We start from the raw sequence: 16,860 nt of genomic DNA on the forward strand, positions 1-16,860 counted from the left end.
CGAATGAATCCAGCATCGCGCCGGAATATCGGTCCGCGTTCGAGCGTCGCCGTAGCGACGCTCAACGCGGACGACTGGGGGCGTGAAGAAAGGGTGGCGCATTCGCGAACCATCGACGGGTATTGCCGCAGCGATTGCCCACCCCGCGGTGTCCTGTTTGCGACGTTCAACGCTGGCCGATTGGAGCGCGTGCGAATGTGCTGGCCCACTCGCGAGCGGTCGCCGGTTACTGCCGCAGCGACTGCCCTCCTCGCAGCGTTCCGTTTGCGACGCTCAACGCGGACGGATCGGTCCTTGCGCGGCGATCGTGGCCGTCACCTGCCCCGCCTGAGTTCATGACACGCTCGACTCCCCCACGCACGCGCCCGTGGGCAACCTGGTCCGCGCGGGCCGCGCTCGTCCTGGCGATGCTGGCACCGCACGCCGCGTTCGCTGCCGACGTGCGCGAGACCTTCAAACGCTTCATCGATCCTCAGGACGGCCAACTCGACCTGTCCGAATGGCTGCTCGACCGCAAGGGCTTCCTGCCGGTCCCGATCATCATCACTGAGCCCGCGGTCGGGTACGGCGCGGGAGTCGCGCTCGTGTTCATCAGCGGCACGATCGGCAACGCGATCGAGAAGGCGAAGGCGGAAGGCGGCCACCTCGTGCCGCCGGACATCTGGGCGTTGGCGGGCTTCGCGACGGAGAACGGCACGCGCGGCGTCGCGATCGGCGGGCAGTTCACCTTTCAGGACGATCGCTGGCGCTACCGTGGCGGCGTAGGCGACTTCCGCGTCAACCTCGACTTCTACGGCATCGGCGGCCGGCTCCCGATCCCGGTCGCCAGCATCGGCTATACGTTGCAGGGCTTCGGCTCGTTCCAGCAGGGCATGTACCGGCTGGGGAAGGGCGACACCTTCGTCGGTGCGCGCTGGATCTACACCGACCTCTCGACCTCGCTCGACGTGGGCGCGGGCGACGCCGGCCTCACGTCGAGGGAACTCGCCAAGCGCAACTCCGGCCTGGGGCTCGTCGTCGAGCACGACTCGCGCGACAACATCTTCACGCCGAACAAGGGGTGGATCGGCGCGGTGGAAGCGACGTTCTACGAACCGGACTTCGGCGGCGCGAACCGCTTCCAGGCGTATCGGGCCCACGTGTTCGCGTACTGGCCCGCCCGCGACGACCTGACGGTCGGGCTGCGCGTCGACGGTCGCGCGGCGCGCGGCGACGTCCCGTTCTACTTCCTGCCGTTCATCGACATGCGCGGCATTCCCGCCGCGCGGTATCAGGACCAGAACACCGGCGTGCTGGAGACCGAGGTGCGCTACGACGTGAACGGGCGCTGGTCGGTCGTCGGATTCATCGGGGCCGGGCGCGCCTGGGGCCGTAACGCGTCGTTCGCCGACTCACCGACCGAGGTGTCGAAGGGCGCAGGCCTGCGCTACCTGATCGCACGCCGGCTCGGACTCTACGTCGGCATCGACGTCGCGCGCGGCCCCGAGGACACGGCGTTCTACCTGCAGGTCGGCAACGGCTGGCGCTGAGCCTGCGCCGCGCGACCTCGTCAGTCGGCGAGGCTGCGCGAGACGATCTCGCCCACGTCCGGCGACAACGCCGGCGCGGCGCCGATGCGCCGGAGTTCGATCTCCGCGCGGGCGCGGCGCGGTTCGGGCAGCCGCTTCCACAGCTCGAAGGCGCCGGCGAGGCGCGCGGCGAGTTGCGGATTCATCGGGTCGATCGCGAGCACCTGGTCGGCGACGAACGCGTAGCCGGAGCCGTCGGCGGCGTGGAAGCGCCCGAAGTTGCGCAGCGCGAAGGCCCCGAGGAGCGAGCGCACGCGGTTCGGATTCTTGGCGTTGTAGCGCGGATGCCGCACGAGTTCGCGCACGCGCGCGAGCGTGCCCTCGCGGCGCGACTGCGCCTCCAGGGCGAACCACTTGTCGAGTACCAGCGGCTCGTGCTGCCAGGTCTCTTCGAAGCTCGCGAACAGGCGGTTCCGTTCGTCGGACGCCTGGTCGCCGAGCGCCGCCAGCGCGCCGATCGTGTCGGTCATGTTGTCGGCGGCCTCGAACTGCGCGACCGCGAACGCCCGGCCGGCGGGGTCGCCGCGCTCGCCCAGGTAGCGCAGGCAGGTGTTCGCGAGCTTGCGCATCGCGACCTGCTTCGGCGTGGGTTCGTAGGGTCCGCGACGCTGTTGCGCGGCGTGGACGCGCTCGAAGCGATCGGCGAGCGCGCGCGCGAGTTCGCGCAGCACGAAGGCGCGGGCGTGATCGACGCCGTCGATGTCGAGCACCGGGTCGAGCGCGGCGACGACGGCCGGATCGGGCGGCGTCAACGCCAGCGCGATCAGCGCCGGATCGCTCGTGCGATCGTCGAGGAGCGCCGCGGCGACGCGGACGAGCGTCGGCGGCAGCGCCTCGGGAAGTCCCGCGCGGTGCTGCGCCGCGATCGCCCGGACCGCCTGCGTGAAGGTCCGCTGCGCGGCGTCCCAGCGGTTGACCGGATCGCTGTCGTGCGCGGCGAGGAGCGCGAGGTCGTCGTCGCCGTAGTCGAACTCGACGCGCACCGGGGCCGAGAAACCGCGGGCGAGCGAGGGAACCGGCGGCTCAGGCACGTCGACGAAGGTGAACGTCTGGCTCGGCGCGACGACGTCGAGCACGCGCGTCGTCCCGGGCGATTCCGCTTCGCCGTCGAGGCGGAGCGCGAGATCGCGTCCGTCCGGACCGACGAGTCCGACCGCGAACGGGATGTGGAACGGCAGCTTCTCCGCCTGTCCGGGCGTCGGGTCGGTGTGCTGGAGGACCTCGAGCGCGTAGGTCCTCGCCGCCGCATCGTAGCGGCCGCGCGCGCGCACGACCGGCGTGCCCGCCTGCGCGTACCAGCGCCGGAACTGCGTGAGGTCGACGCCCGACGCGTCGCTCATCGCCTGCACGAAGTCGTCGCAGGTGACCGCCTGCCCGTCGTGGCGCTCGAAGTAGAGGTCCATGCCGCGCCGGAAGCGCTCCGGCCCGAGCAGCGTGTGCTGCATCCGGATCACCTCGGCGCCCTTCTCGTAGACGGTCGCGGTGTAGAAGTTGTTGATCTCCTGGTACTCGTCGGGGCGCACCGGATGCGCCATCGGGCCCGCGTCCTCGGGCATCTGCATGCGGCGCAGGCCCTCGACCGCGCCGATGCGCTCGACCGCGCGCGAACCCAGGTCGCTCGAGAACTCCTGGTCGCGGAAGACCGTGAGCCCCTCCTTGAGCGAGAGCTGGAACCAGTCGCGGCAGGTCACGCGGTTGCCGGTCCAGTTGTGGAAGTACTCGTGGCCGACCACCGCCTCGACCGCGCCGTAGTCGTCGTCGGTCGCCGTCTGCGGGTCGGCGAGGACGAGCTTGCTGTTGAAGATGTTGAGGCCCTTGTTCTCCATCGCGCCCATGTTGAAGTCGTCGGCGCAGAAGATCATGAAGCGGTCGAGGTCGTACTCGCGTCCGAAGCGCTCCTCGTCCCAGCGCATCGCGCGCTTCAGGCTCTCCATCGCGAACGCGCAGCGCGGCAGGTTCGCGGGCGTCGAGTAGATCGCGAGGTGCACGCGCCGTCCCGACATCGTCGTGAAACTGTCCTCGAGCGAGGCGAGGTCGCCCGCGACGAGCGCGAACAGATAGGTGGGTTTGGGGAACGGGTCGTGCCAGGTCGCGAAGTGGCGGCCGTCGGAGAGCCCGCCGGTGGCGACGAGGTTGCCGTTCGACAGCAGGACCGGATAGCGCTCGCGATCGGCCCGCAAGGTGACGGTGAACGACGCGAGCACGTCCGGACGATCGGGGAAGTACGCGATGCGGCGGAACCCTTCCGGCTCGCACTGGGTGCAGAAGACGCCCGACGATACGTAGAGCCCTTCGAGCGCGATGTTCTTCGCCGGTGCGATGCGCGAACGCACGACGACGGTGCCGCGGTCGGGTGCGTCGGGCAGCGCGAGCGCGACATCGGAGAGCACCGCCTCCGCGGCGCCGAGCGCCCGGCCGTTCAACTCGACGCGGACCTGATCCTGCATTTCGCCGTCGAGGACGAGCGGCGCATAGCGGTCCTCGCCGGTGGCCTCCGGATTGCGCCGGAAGAAGAGCGTCGTGGTGACCTCGGTCGCGGCCGGGTCGAGGTCGAGTTCGAGCGCGACCTTGTCGACGAGGAATGCCGGTGGACGGTAATCCGAGCGCCGTTTCGCGCTCGGGCGGCCGTCCAGCGGGGAGAGTGCGCTCAACGGACCTCGAGGAGTTCGACGTCGAACACGAGCACGGCGTTGGGCGGAATGACGCCGCCCGCGCCGCGCGCGCCGTACGCCAGGTCCGCCGGGATGATCAGGGTGCGCTTGCCGCCGACCTTCATGCCGACGACGCCCTCGTCCCAGCCGCGGATGACGCGCCCCCCACCCAACGGAAACACGAACGGCTCGCGGCGGTCGAGCGAACTGTCGAACTTTGCCCCCTTGCCCTCCGGCTTCGACGGGTCGTAGAGCCAGCCGGTGTAATGGACGGCCACCGGCTTGCCCTTGACGGCTTCGGCGCCAGCGCCTTGTTTCGTATCGATTTTCTTGAGACTGGTCACCGTGGCATCCATCTTGCTGGCCTCCTTGGGCGTGGGAGCGGAACCCTGCTGGGCGGTCGCCGGCGACATGCAGACGGCCAGAAGGGCTACCAGGGACAGGGCATGGAACGTCAATCGGGTCATGGGCTCGGTCATGTTGGTGCGGGGCTGACCCGCAGGGAGCTGCCGGCCCGGCCGCGCGCCATCGCGCGCCGGGTTTCGGGGGCGGCCATTGTATCGGAGCGCCGATTCCCGGTTCTGGCGGGGCCGTGCGAATTGGTCTATAAATCAAGGTTCGCGTTACGAACCTGGATTGTCGGCATACCTCCCGGGCCGGCAGGGGAGCGCGTCGCAGTCGCGAAGGCCGTGGGCGGATTCTGAGGGCATGTTCGAGTTCCTGACATCGCCGGGCAAGGACAGCACCGATCCGCTGGTGTCGGCGAAATCGGTGTCGAGCTGGCTGCGCCAGTTGCCCGCGCTCGACGTCGTCGGACGGCAGCAGCACGTGATGCGTGCGTTCGACGGCATGCGTCTGTCGCGCAAGCCGTTCGATCCCGCTCGCGTGCTCGCGGTGCAGTTCCTCGACTCCGCGCTCGGCACCGATCGCCGCCAGTTGATCAAGCAGTACGTCGAGAACGCCGAAACCAGCCCAAAGCTCGCGGAACGGCTGTGGCAGGCGGTCTATGAACTCGCGCAGGGGTTCATGTCGGCGTACCAGGCGTCGCTCGAGGAGGCCCTGTCGCAGCCCGCGAACGCCCGCTGGAAGCCGCTGATCCCGCTCCTGTTCACGCGGCTCACGCACTACGCGGGCACCGACGCCAAGCTGCGCGTGTATCGCTACGAGCGCTGGATCCCGGCGAAATGGGCCGAACTGCACCGTACGTTCCTGCGCGCGACCGAACTCGGCGTCGAGCGCACGCCCACCTCGCTCGTGGGCACCGGCGCGAACGCGACGCAGTGGACGCTCGAGCAGGAGTACGTCTACACGCTGCTCGTGCACCAGCTCAACACCGGCAACATGACACCCGGCGAGATCGACTGGGCGTGCTCGCAGCTTCGCGCCTGGAGCCGCCGCCTGCAACTCGACGCGGTGCCGCGCACGCCCGAGGGGTTCTTCGTCGACATCGCCGGTCGCACCGGGCTGCAGCGGCGAACCGGCAACGATTCCGGTTCGATGCTGCGCTACCTCGACACCTCGCCGCTCGCCGACCAGATCGACCGCGCCATCGCGGCGCTGCGCCACGCGGAGTCGACCGACGCGGGACCCGCGGCGCCGATCAACCAGCTTCGCATCGCGACGCTGGAGAAGGTGCGGCCGTCGGTGGCGCCCAGCCTGTTGAGCGATCTGCGGCGCGACCCGCGCATCGCCTGCAAGGTCTCGGCGCGCGTACGCATCGGGCTCGCGCGCATCTGCCGCGAACTCGCGACGAAGGGCGTGGCGGACGCCGTGCCCGACAGCGGCGGCGCCGAGCAGATCGAGGTCTACGCGGTCGCGGATTCCCCCCGCCCCCGGCGGCCCGCCCACGACGAGCACGATTCGCTCGTCGCGAGCCTCTCTTCGTTCTCCGACCCGATGTGGCAGGTCAAGGACCGCAGCATCGCGGGCCTGCGCATCGCCGCATCCGGCGGCATCGGGCAGAGTCTCGCGCTCGGCGGGATCGTCGCGGTGCGTCAGAGCGATGTGTCCGATTTCGTGCTGGGCGTCGTGAGGCGCCTGAACAAGGTCAGCAACGATGAGGTCGAGGCCGGCGTATCGATCATCGCCGAGCGCTTCGTGCCGGTCACGCTGCACATGCGCCGCGAGCCGCGCGATGACCTGGGGTTCGTCGTCAACGGCATCGAAGTCGCGACGATCGGCTCGCGCTTCGACGGCCTCTACCTGCCGCCGCCGTCGCGGCCCGACAAGCCGCTCGCGGTGAAGACGCTCATCGTCCCCACCTCCGAGTACTCGGAGGGCCGCAGCGTCATCCTGATGACCGGGCGCTCGATCTACACCGTCGCGATGCGCCACCTGGTCGAGCAGCGCGCCGAGTGGAGCTGGGCGACGATCCAGATCCTCGAGAAGAAGGCGCGCGTCTGATACGCCGACTTCGGCGGCGTTCAGGAGTCAGAGGACAGACGCGTCGGTGTGTCCGGTGGCGGCGCATTCAGCGCCGCTGCGAGGCCCCCATTGGGCCCGGCGGCAGCCGCATGCCTTTCGCTTCAATGCGGCAACCCCCGCCAGCTCGGGTCTCGAGACATGGCGGTTCCGCAACGGCGCTCAATGCGCCGCCACCGGAATCACCTCGGCTTCTGTCCTCTGACTCCTGATTCCTGAACCCGGCGCTACTGACAACTGACAACTGACAACTGTCAACTGACGCCTGACCCCCTCCGATGGAAGAACACGCGGCGGGCGAACGCGGCGAACGCGCCGGTGCGGATCGCGAGGTCGAACAGGCGGTCGTGCTGCACCCGATCGTAGACCCGGCGCAGCCAGCGCTTGACGGTGAAGTCGGGCACTGGCGGATCGACGAAGAGCGCCCCTCCGCGGTCTTCCGCCAGCGCGGCGGCGATCGCGCGTCCGGCACGAAAGCCGGAATCGAGCGCGGTGTGGATGCCGCCCGCGGTGAGCGGTGACACGAGTCCCGCGGCGTCGCCCACGAGCGTGACGCGATCGCCTGCGCGCGGACGCACGGGACCGCCGACCGGGATCAGCCCGGCGCGCTTCGCGACGACCGTTCCTCCAGCGAGCCCGATGCGTGGCGCGATCGCCTGCGCGAACGCTTCCGCGTCGGGGAAATCCCGTCGCGCGTCGCGGGCGCAGGCGAGCCCGACCTGGATGACGCCGACCCCGGCGAACGCCCAGCCGAGGTAGCCGCGCGCGCGTTTCGCGTCGAGGAAGCAGTGCAGGCGATCGGGTTCCGTGAGCGTCGCGCCGCGGATTTCGAGTTCGGCGCCGAACAGGAAGCGCGCGTTGATGCCGAGGCCGCAATCGCGTGCGACCCGCGACGCGGGGCCGTCCGCGCCGACGAGGAAGTGCGCCTCGCGCCCGGAACTCGTGCGCCAGCCGGACGACGTTCGCTCGGCGCCCGCCCAGGGCTCGCCGAGCGCCACCGCCGCCCCCGACTCGCGGGCGCAATCGACGAGCCAGCGCATCATCGCCGGCGTGTCGGTCGCGAGAAAGAAGTAGCCGGGGGAGTCGAGCGCGAGGCTCGCACCGCCCGGCGCGTGCAGTCTCACCCCTTCGACCGGACGCACGATCGCCGGCGGGATCGGAGCGATCGCCTCGATCGACGAGAGAGCGTCCTTGACGACGATTCCGGTGGTGTGGAGCCGTTCGCCCGCGTCGCGCTTGCGCTCGAGCAGCGCGACCCGCGCGCCCGCGCGCGCGGCGGCGACCGCGCAGGCGATGCCGGCGAAGCTCGCGCCGGCGATCAGGAGGTCGTGGCGCACCGGTCGGGCGGATCAGTCGAGCGGGCGGAACTTCAGTTCGAGTTCGCGCTGGAACATCTCCTGCCGATCCGGGCGCGGCAGCGGGCTCGACTTGAGGATCGCGCGGTTGACCGCATCGTCGTAGGCCTTGACGCCGCTGGACTTCGCCAAGCGCACGTCGAGGATCTCGCCGGTCGGCAACTGGATCACCCGGAACACCGCTTCCGGATTGCCGGGCATGCCCGGCGGCAGCGTCACGTTGCCGCGGATCTTCGCCTGGATGCGCCGAATCCAGTCGGCCTGCGCGGTCGCGCGCGCGTTCGCTTCCGCCTGTGCCTTCGCGCGCGCCTCCGCCTCGACGCGCGCCCTTGCGTCCTGCTCGGCGCGCTGCGTCGCCTCCTTCTGCGCCTGAGCGAGCATCGCGTCGGTCTCGCGTTTCTGGCGCTCGCGCGCCTCGGCCGCGCGCTTCTCGTCGGCCTTGCGTTTTTCGTCCGCGATCCGTTTTTCTTCCGCGGCCCGTTTCTCGTCGGCCTTGCGTTTCTCGTCGGCGAGACGTTCTCGCTCCCGCTCCCTGCGTTCCTCCTCCCGCTTCGCCTTGAGCGCGATCTCCGCCTGGTCGGGTTCCGCCTTCGGCGGAGGCGGAGGAGGGGGCGGCTCGACCTTCGGCTCGGTCCGGGGCGGCGGCGGCTCCACCTTCGGCTCAGGGTCGGGCGCGCGAACTTTCGGGGGCGGTGCGTAGAGCTCCGCGACGATCGGCTCGGGCGGCCGGCTCTGCCAGCGCACCGACCAGATCAGCACGCCGACGAACGCGACGTGCACGAGGATCGCGAGCACCAGCGCGAGCGTCCGGCCCGGACTCCGGCGCGCGCTGCCGTTGCCCGCACGGCGCTCGCCCTTCATCGCATGCCTCGGGTCACGTCTGCGGCGGCCGGGCGAGTAGTCCGACCTTGCGCACGCCGTTGCGTTGCAGGAGGTCGAGGATCGCGAGGACGTCCTCGTAGCGCGAGGCCTTGTCCGCGGCGATCACGACGCCCTGGTCGGGCGAGCGCGCCTGCTTCTCGACGATGCGCGCGACCAGTTCGTCGCGCGACAACCGGATCGGCGAAGTGCCGGCGGCCGCGCGGTCGCGCAACCACAGCGACTGATCGGTCCGCAGCGTCACCTCCATCGGCGCGACCGGCACGGTGAGCCTCGATCCGACCGACGGCAGCGCGATCTCGCCGGGCGACACGAGCGGAGCCGTGACCATGAAGATCACGAGCAGCACCAGCATCACGTCGATGTACGGCACGACGTTGATCTGGCTCATCGATTTTCTCGCGCGGCGCATGTCAGTTGACAGTTGACAGTTGACAGTTGGCAGTTGCGGCGGCGATTCCCGCGGCCGCGCATCGAGCGCGGATGGGAGATCCCGTCGAGTGGCCAGAGGCGCGTCGCGACACGGCCTCGACCAGCACTCCCGGGACGACTACTCTTCGCATGCCATGCCGTCCTTCCAACGATGACGCCCCAACGGCGCTCGATGCGCCGCCACCGGAAACACCGCCGCAACTGACAACTGACAACTGACAACTGACAACTGACAACTGCTACCCCTGCCGCTGCAGGATGTTCGAAAACTCCTCGATGAACGTCTCGTAGCGCGTGGCGAGGCGGTCGACGTCGTGGGTGTAGCGGTTGTAGGCGACCACGGCCGGAATGGCGGCGAACAGGCCCATCGCCGTGGCGACGAGCGCCTCGGCGATGCCGGGCGCGACCTGGGTGAGCGTCGCCTGCGCGACGTTCGCGAGGCCGCGGAAGGCGTTCATGATCCCCCACACGGTGCCGAAGAGGCCGATGTAGGGCGACACCGATCCGACGCTCGCGAGGCCCGACAGGTGCGCTTCCATCGCGTCGATCTCGCGCTGGCAGGCCGCGCGCATCGCGCGACGCGCGGCGTCGAGCGTCAGCGTCGCGCTCGATCCCTGCCTCCGGTGCTTCGCGTACTCGCGGAAACCCGCGACGAAGATCGGCTCGAGGCCGGCGCCGCTTCGCCCCTGCGCCGAGCGCTGGTAGAGCTCGTTCAGGTCGCCGCCCTTCCAGAACTCGTCCTCGAACCGGTCGGCGTCGCGCTTCGCGGCGCGCAGTTGGAACATCTTGAGGAAGATCTGCCACCAGCTCCACATCGACAGCAGCGCGAGCAGCGCCATCACCGCCTGCACGACGAACGAAGCGTTGGCGACCATCGCGAGGAACGACAGGTCGGCGTGGACGTTCAACGGTCATCCTCCAGCAGGCGGGCGAGTTCGGCGGGTACGCGCGCGGGCTTCCAGCCTTCGCGCGCGAGGCAGGCGAGTCGGATGCGCGCGTCGACCAGCACCTCGCCGTCGCGCCGCACGCTCTGGCGTGCCACGAGTTGCGCGCGGCCGGCCGCCTCGAACGCGGCGGTGGCCTCGAGGCGGTCGCCCAGGCGGGCGGCGCCGCGGAAGTCGATCTCGGCCCGGGTCACGACGAATACGACGCCGTGCGCGCGTTCGAGTTCCGGCAGCGGCAGCGCATGGCGCTCGAGCCACTCGGTGCGCGCGCGTTCGAGGAACTTGAGGTAGTTCGCGTAGTAGACGACGCCGGCGGCATCGGTGTCCTCGTAGTACACCCGGACGGATAACGCGAACGGCCCGGCGGCGGGGTTCATGCGCCGGGGAACAGGTCGGCCGCGGCGCCGGGAGAGGGCGGCGAGAGGCCGAGGAGGCGCCAGGTCTGCGAGGTCGCGACACGGCCGCGCGGCGTGCGCTGGAGGTAGCCCTGCTGGATCAGGAACGGCTCGAGGACGTCCTCGATCGTGTCGCGCTCCTCGCCGATCGCGGCGGCGAGGCTCTCGACGCCGACCGGGCCGCCGTCGAACTTGCGCACGACGGTGTCGAGCAGTCGGCGGTCCATCGCGTCCAGGCCGGACGCGTCGACGTCGAGCATCGACAGCGCCGCGTCGGCGACGCCGCGGTCGACGCTGCCGCCCGCCCGCACCTCCGCGTAGTCGCGCACCCGGCGCAAGAGCCGGTTGGCGATGCGCGGCGTGCCGCGCGAGCGGCGCGCGATCTCGAGCGAGCCCTCGGCGTCGACGCCGATCGCGAGGAGCTTCGCCGAGCGCGACACGATCCGCGTGAGTTCGCCTGGCGTGTAGAACTCGAGCCTCGCGACGATCCCGAAGCGGTCGCGCAGCGGATTGGTGAGCATGCCGGCGCGGGTGGTCGCGCCCACCAGCGTGAACGGCGGCAGGTCGAGCTTGACGCTGCGCGCCGCCGGACCCTCGCCGATCATGATGTCGATCTGGAAGTCCTCGAGCGCCGGGTAGAGGATCTCCTCGACGATCGGGGACAGCCGGTGGATCTCGTCGATGAACAGGACGTCGCGCGGCTCTAGGTTGGTGAGCAGCGCCGCGAGGTCGCCGGGGCGTTCGAGCACCGGGCCGGAGGTCTGCCGCAGGTTGACGCCCAGTTCGTGCGCCACGATGTGCGACAGCGTCGTCTTGCCGAGGCCGGGCGGGCCGAACAAGAGCACGTGGTCGAGCGCCTCGTTCCGCCTGCGCGCGGCCTCGATGAAGATCGAGAGCTGGCCGCGCACCTTCTCCTGGCCGACGTACTCGTCGAGCATGCGAGGACGCAGCGCGCGTTCGAACGCCTCCTCGCGCGCGTCCGCGGGTTTCGTGCCGACCACGCGGTGGAAGGCGTCGCTCTCGATGGCCATCGCGCTATCTTAAGCCGCCCGGGTCAGGCCTTCGCGAGGCGCTTGAGCGCCTGCCGGATCCCGTCGGCGACCGCGATGCCCTCGGGCAGGTCCTTCACCGCCGCGACCGCCTCCTTGTCGCTGTAGCCCAGCGCGACGAGCGCGTTCAGGATGTCCGACGACGCCGGCGCGGCCCGGTGCACGCCGACCGCGGACGAGAGATCCGCGCCGAGCCTGTCCTTCATCTCGAGGAGGATCCGCTCGGCGGTCTTCTTGCCGATGCCCGGGATCTTCGTCAGCCGGCCGGACTCCTGCAACGTGATCGCCTGCGCGAGTTCGGCGACCGACAGGCCCGAGAGGACCGCGAGCGCGATCTTCGCGCCGATGCCGCTGATCCGCGTCAGCAGCCGGAACGCGCGGCGCTCGCCCTCCGACCCGAAACCGTAGAGGAGGTGCGCGTCCTCGCGGACGACGAGGTGGGTGAAGAGCGTCACCTTCCCGCCGGCGTCCGGCAGGTTGTAGAACGTGCTCATCGGGACGTCGACCTCGTAGGCGACGCCGCCGACGTCGAGCAGGATCTGCGGCGGGTTCTTCTCGAGCAGGGTGCCGGACAGTCGGCCGATCATCGTCGCGCGCCGTGCGAAGAGGTGGGCGATTATCGCACGATCGTTCGATGGCGGGCGGTGCGCTCTCCGCCGATCAGCGCAACGAGATGGGGAATCGCATGCTGCAGCGTCTCCACGACCAGCGGCTTCGCGCGGAGCACCTCCTGCGAGGGCGGCCGCCCGTCCGGGATCATGATCGGCGTCATGCCGGCGGCGAGCGCGCCCAGTACGCCCGCGTCCGAGTCCTCGAGCACCGCGCAGTCCGCGGGCGCGATGGCGAGACGTGCCGCGGCTTCGAGGAAAATGTCCGGAGCGGGCTTCCCGCGCGCGACCTCGTCGCCGCCGACGACCGCGTGGAGACGCGCAGCGAGGCCGGCGCTCTGGAGCTTCGCGAGCGCACGGCCACGCCGGGTCGAGGTGGCGACGGCGCGTGGAACGTCCGCGTCGTCGAGCCAGTCGAAGAGTTCGGCGACGCCGACCTTGAACGCGAGGCCCTCGCGCTCGACGATCCGGTCGTACGCGGCGTGCCAGCCATGCATCAGGCGGTCGACCGCGTCGGAGTCGCCGACGCTCGCGACCAGGAGCGCGCGGCAGTCGACGTAGGTGCGGCCGACCATCGACGGCAGCAGTGCTTCGTCGAACCGGACGCCGAGATTCGAGGCCGCTTCCAGCCATGCGCGCGCGGCGAGCGGCTCGGTGTCGAGCAGCGTGCCGTCCATGTCGAGGACGACGGCGCATAGCGGCAGGGGGTCGCGCACGATCAGCGGGTGCGGATGCGCAGCATCCGTCCGCCGCGCATGCGCGGCGTGCCGCGCGCGAGCGCGCCGATGCCGGACGTGGCGTGCGCGTGGCAGATGGCCGCCGCCAGCGCGTCCGCCGCGTCGGGCGAAGGGAGGCCCGGCAGCGCGAGCAGCCGGCTCACCATCGCCTGGACCTGCGTTTTCGCCGCGCGGCCGCCGCCGACCACCGCCTGCTTGATCTGGCCGGCGGTGTACTCGTGCACCGGAAGTCCCGCGAGCACCGCGGCGGCGATCGCGGCGCCACGCGCCTGTCCGAGCGCCAGCGTCGACGTCGGGTTCACGTTGACGAACACGCGTTCGACGACGACTTCCGCCGGCGAGAACTCCGCGATCACGTGCGCGAGGTCGCGGACGATGACGCCGAGCCGCCCCGGCATGTCGCCGGTGCCGGTGCGCACGACGCCGCTCGCGACGCAGGCGAGCGCGCCGCCCGTGCAGTCGACGATTCCGAAGCCCGTCAGGCGCAACCCCGGATCGATGCCGAGGATGCGTCTGGCGGGAGACATCCGGGATTCAATCGGCGACGGCCGTGCTCGCGCCGGGCTTCGCCGTCGCGGGCATCAGGCGTCCTCGAACACCGCCGACGTGTAGACCTCCTGCACGTCGTCCAGCGATTCGAGCGCGTCGATGAGCTTCTGCATGCGCACGGCGTCCTCGCCGGCCATCTCGACCTCGTTCTGCGGCTTCATCACGACCTCGGCGACGTCGGGCACGAGGCCCGCCTTCGCGAGCGCGTCCTTGACCGCGACGAGATCGTAGGGGCCGGTGACTACCTCGATGCTGCCGTCGTCGTGGGTCACGACGTCGTCCGCGCCGGCGTCGATCGCCGCTTCCATCACCTTGTCCTCGTTCGTGCCGGGCGCGAACACGATCTGGCCGCAGTGCCGGAACAGGAAGGCGACCGATCCGTCGGTCCCGAGGTTGCCGCCGTGCTTCGAGAACGCGTGGCGCACGTCACCCGCGGTGCGCGTGCGGTTGTCCGTCATGCAGTCGACGATCACCGCCGCGCCGTTGATGCCGTAGCCCTCGTAGCGGATCTCCTCGTAGCTCACGCCGTCCAGCTGGCCCGCGCCGCGCCGGATCGCGTTGTCGATCGTGTCCTTCGGCATGTTCTGCTCGCGGGCCTTGTCGATCGCGAGCCGCAGCCGCGGATTCGACGACGCGTCGGGACCGCCGAGGCGGGCGCTGACGGTGATCTCCTTGATGAGGCGCGTGAAGATCTTGCCGCGCTTCGCGTCCGCCGCGGCCTTCTTGTGCTTGATGTTCGCCCACTTGCTGTGGCCTGCCATGACGCGTCGACGAATCGGTGTGCCGGGGCCGGAATTATAGCCTCCGCGGGCGGCGGGATCGGCCCTACAGCACGCCTTGCTGCTCGAGGAACCGCCGCAGCACCGACAGCCGCACGACGGCATCGTTGATCTCGAGCATGCCCTGCTTGACGGAGAGCGGCAGCGGCAGCAGTTCGGCGAGCCGGTAGCCCACCCAGCTCGCGTCGCCGTAGTCCTGCACGGCCGGGAAATTCCGCGCGCCCACGCGCGCGGCCGCGAGTTCGAGCAGGCGCGCGAGCGGCTCCGCGTCCGACGGAAGCGGCACTCGCGGCTCGTCCGGGATGTCGGCGACGTCCGCGACGACGAGGTGGTTCGGCTGCACCCGGTGCTCGCGCACCTGAAAGCGGGAGCCACCCTCGGTCGCGACGTGGAGGATGCCGAGTTCGGGCATGTCCCAGCCGGTGATGGCCGCGAGCGTCCCGACCTTCGAGAACGACGGTGTCCCGCCTTGCCCGGCCACCTCGTCACCCGAGGTGATCGTCACGACGCCGAACGGCCTGCGCTCCTTCATGCAGGTCTTCGTCATGTCGATGTAGCGCTGCTCGAACACCTTGAGCGGCAGGATGCCGCCCGGGAACAGCACCGCGCGCAGCGGAAACAGCGGGATCGTGGCGCCGCGCGCGGGCCGCATCGAATGCCCGGTCAACCGAGTTCGCGATGCCGGCGCAGCACCTGGTAGCGCGGCGCGAACGCGCGCGCGAGCCGCTCGACCAGGTAGACCGACCGATGCCGTCCACCGGTGCAGCCGATCGCGACCGTCAGGTAGTTGCGGTTGTCGCGCGCGTAGTCGGGCAGCCAGCTCGCGACGAAATGGTAGATGTCGCCGTACATGCGCTCGACTTCCGGATGGCGTTCGAGGAACGCGATGACCTCGGCGTCCTCGCCGGTCCTGGGCGCGAGCGACGGCTCGTAGTGCGGATTGGGGAGGCAGCGCACGTCGAACACGAGGTCGGCGTCGAGCGGGACGCCGAGTTTGAAGCCGAACGACTCGAACAGCAGCGCGAGGCGCGTGGGATCGACGCTCAGGAAGTCGCGGACCCAGTGACGCAACGCCGCCGCGGGCAGGTCGCTCGTGTCGAACACCGTGCCGAGGAGCCGTGCTCCCTCGAGCTGGCTGCGTTCGTGGACGATCGCCTCGACGAGCGTGCGGTCGTCGCTCGAGAACGGATGCCGGCGGCGCGTCTCGGAGAAGCGCTTGACCAGCGTCTCGACCTTGGCGTCGAGGAACACGAAACGCACGTGCCAGCCGCGCGCCTTGAGCGCCGCGATCGTGGTTTCGAGCCCGGGAAGCCCCGGACTGCTCTTCGCGTCGAGCGCGATCGCCACGCGCGTCCCGGCCGCCTCGCGCGCGAGATGGTCGGCGGTCGGCACGACGAGCGCGAGCGGCAGGTTGCCGACGGTGTCGTAGCCCGCATCCTCGAGCGCGGCCAGCGCCACGCTCTTGCCCGAGCCCGAGACGCCGCCGATGAGCAGGAGATCCATGTCAGGAGTCAGTTGTCAGTTGCCAACTGTCAACTGACTCCTGAGCCCTGATCGTCCATCAGCTTCTGCTGGCGCTCGATGAACTCCATCGTGCTGTCGATGCCGCGCTGGTGCAGCACGAAGTTGCGCACGGCGGCCTCGACGAGCACGGCGAGGTTGCGCCCCGCCGCGACCGGAATCGTCACGCGCCGGATCGGGACGCCGAGCACTTCCTGGGTGTTCGCATCGACCTTCAGGCGGTCGAGCTCGGAGAACGCCTCGTGCCCGTGGTCCTCGAGATGGACGATGAGCTTCAGGAGCTTGCGCGGGCGCACCGCGGTCTCGCCGAAGATCGTCCGGATGTTCAGCACGCCGATGCCGCGTACCTCGAGGAAGTCGCGGAGCACGGCGGGGCAGCGGCCTTCGACCGTGTCCGGCGAGATCCGGTAGAGCTCGACGATGTCGTCGGCGACGAGGCCGTTCCCGCGCGAGATGAGTTCGAGCGCGAGTTCGCTCTTGCCGATCGCGGACGCGCCGGTGATGAGCACGCCCATCTCGAGCACGTCGAGGAACACGCCGTGCAGCGTCGTCGACTCGGCCAGCACGCGCGACAGGTAGAGCCTGAACACGTCGACGACGTGCGGCGAGGGTTGGGGCGAGGTGAAGAGCGGGACGTGGTGCGCGTCGCAGTTCTCCTCGAGATCGGGCGGCATGGCCTCGCCGTTCGCGACGACGATCGCGACGAGTTCGCCGTCGAACAGCCGGCGGAGCGACGAGGCGAACTCGCCGGGCGGCAGTGCCTTCAGGTGGGCGACCTCGGCCGCGCCCAGGAGCTGGACGCGGAACGGGTGGATGAAGTTCATGTGCCCGACCTGGCCGACGGTGGGTTTCATCGCGGCCTCGCCGGTGAGCACCCGGTTGCCGCCGTCGCGGCCCGCGACCCACTCGAGTCCGAGGCGCTCGCGGTTGTCCGCGTAGAGCCGCTCGACGCTGACCTGCCGCAGGTGCGTG

General features: G+C 70.3%; 17 protein-coding genes. 2 read left to right on the plus strand and 15 right to left on the minus strand.

The window, feature by feature from the left end; genetic code table 11:
* Positions 1-407: 407 nt before the first annotated feature.
* Complete coding sequence (locus tag HS109_08190) at positions 408-1,529, plus strand: hypothetical protein (protein MBE7522351.1); 1,122 nt, start codon at positions 408-410, stop codon at positions 1,527-1,529.
* A gap of 20 nt (positions 1,530-1,549) precedes the next feature.
* Here the strand turns inward: HS109_08190 and pepN are convergent, their stop codons facing one another.
* Both pepN and HS109_08200 read right to left on the minus strand, forming a co-directional pair.
* The gene (gene pepN / locus HS109_08195; GenBank protein ID MBE7522352.1) at positions 1,550-4,201 is read right to left on the minus strand and encodes an aminopeptidase N; all 2,652 of its coding nucleotides are present in this window, start codon (positions 4,199-4,201) and stop codon (positions 1,550-1,552) included.
* Between the two features lie 14 nt (positions 4,202-4,215).
* Positions 4,216-4,686 (minus strand): FKBP-type peptidyl-prolyl cis-trans isomerase, encoded by a 471-nt coding sequence (locus HS109_08200; protein ID MBE7522353.1) that lies wholly within the window; start codon positions 4,684-4,686, stop codon positions 4,216-4,218.
* Positions 4,687-4,927: 241 nt separating this feature from the next.
* Between HS109_08200 and HS109_08205 the strand changes: the two genes are divergently transcribed.
* Positions 4,928-6,622 carry a hypothetical protein gene (locus HS109_08205; protein MBE7522354.1) on the plus strand — a complete coding sequence of 565 codons (1,695 nt, stop codon included), beginning with the start codon at positions 4,928-4,930 and terminating at the stop codon, positions 6,620-6,622.
* 272 nt (positions 6,623-6,894) lie between these two features.
* Here the strand turns inward: HS109_08205 and HS109_08210 are convergent, their stop codons facing one another.
* From HS109_08210 to HS109_08270, 13 genes are all read right to left on the minus strand, one after another.
* Positions 6,895-7,977 carry an NAD(P)/FAD-dependent oxidoreductase gene (locus tag HS109_08210; protein ID MBE7522355.1) on the minus strand — a complete coding sequence of 361 codons (1,083 nt, stop codon included), beginning with the start codon at positions 7,975-7,977 and terminating at the stop codon, positions 6,895-6,897.
* Positions 7,978-7,989: 12 nt separating this feature from the next.
* Positions 7,990-8,856 (minus strand): cell envelope integrity protein TolA, encoded by an 867-nt coding sequence (tolA, locus tag HS109_08215; protein MBE7522356.1) that lies wholly within the window; start codon positions 8,854-8,856, stop codon positions 7,990-7,992.
* Positions 8,857-8,869: 13 nt separating this feature from the next.
* Positions 8,870-9,286 carry an ExbD/TolR family protein gene (locus tag HS109_08220; GenBank protein MBE7522357.1) on the minus strand — a complete coding sequence of 139 codons (417 nt, stop codon included), beginning with the start codon at positions 9,284-9,286 and terminating at the stop codon, positions 8,870-8,872.
* Positions 9,287-9,545: 259 nt separating this feature from the next.
* Positions 9,546-10,214 carry a protein TolQ gene (gene tolQ, locus HS109_08225; protein MBE7522358.1) on the minus strand — a complete coding sequence of 223 codons (669 nt, stop codon included), beginning with the start codon at positions 10,212-10,214 and terminating at the stop codon, positions 9,546-9,548.
* Positions 10,211-10,627: a tol-pal system-associated acyl-CoA thioesterase gene (gene ybgC, locus HS109_08230; GenBank protein ID MBE7522359.1), complete on the minus strand. Its 417-nt coding sequence runs from the start codon at positions 10,625-10,627 to the stop codon at positions 10,211-10,213. Before ybgC ends, tolQ begins: the two co-directional genes overlap by 4 nt.
* Positions 10,624-11,676 carry a Holliday junction branch migration DNA helicase RuvB gene (gene ruvB, locus HS109_08235; protein ID MBE7522360.1) on the minus strand — a complete coding sequence of 351 codons (1,053 nt, stop codon included), beginning with the start codon at positions 11,674-11,676 and terminating at the stop codon, positions 10,624-10,626. The genes ybgC and ruvB overlap by 4 nt, the downstream gene beginning before the upstream one ends.
* Before the next feature lie 23 nt (positions 11,677-11,699).
* Positions 11,700-12,281 (minus strand): Holliday junction branch migration protein RuvA, encoded by a 582-nt coding sequence (gene ruvA, locus HS109_08240; protein MBE7522361.1) that lies wholly within the window; start codon positions 12,279-12,281, stop codon positions 11,700-11,702.
* Positions 12,282-12,310: 29 nt separating this feature from the next.
* Positions 12,311-13,018 (minus strand): HAD family phosphatase, encoded by a 708-nt coding sequence (locus HS109_08245; GenBank protein ID MBE7522362.1) that lies wholly within the window; start codon positions 13,016-13,018, stop codon positions 12,311-12,313.
* A gap of 2 nt (positions 13,019-13,020) precedes the next feature.
* The gene (gene ruvC, locus HS109_08250; protein ID MBE7522363.1) at positions 13,021-13,566 is read right to left on the minus strand and encodes a crossover junction endodeoxyribonuclease RuvC; all 546 of its coding nucleotides are present in this window, start codon (positions 13,564-13,566) and stop codon (positions 13,021-13,023) included.
* Positions 13,567-13,620: 54 nt separating this feature from the next.
* Positions 13,621-14,349: a YebC/PmpR family DNA-binding transcriptional regulator gene (locus HS109_08255; protein ID MBE7522364.1), complete on the minus strand. Its 729-nt coding sequence runs from the start codon at positions 14,347-14,349 to the stop codon at positions 13,621-13,623.
* A 64-nt stretch (positions 14,350-14,413) separates the two neighbouring features.
* Complete coding sequence (locus HS109_08260) at positions 14,414-15,019, minus strand: LON peptidase substrate-binding domain-containing protein (GenBank protein ID MBE7522365.1); 606 nt, start codon at positions 15,017-15,019, stop codon at positions 14,414-14,416.
* Positions 15,020-15,030: 11 nt separating this feature from the next.
* Positions 15,031-15,870: an RNase adapter RapZ gene (rapZ, locus tag HS109_08265; protein ID MBE7522366.1), complete on the minus strand. Its 840-nt coding sequence runs from the start codon at positions 15,868-15,870 to the stop codon at positions 15,031-15,033.
* A 29-nt stretch (positions 15,871-15,899) separates the two neighbouring features.
* Complete coding sequence (locus HS109_08270) at positions 15,900-16,853, minus strand: HPr kinase/phosphorylase (protein ID MBE7522367.1); 954 nt, start codon at positions 16,851-16,853, stop codon at positions 15,900-15,902.
* Positions 16,854-16,860 lie beyond the last annotated feature (7 nt).

This window comes from Burkholderiales bacterium (genome assembly GCA_015075645.1).
Lineage (GTDB): Bacteria > Pseudomonadota > Gammaproteobacteria > Burkholderiales > Casimicrobiaceae > VBCG01.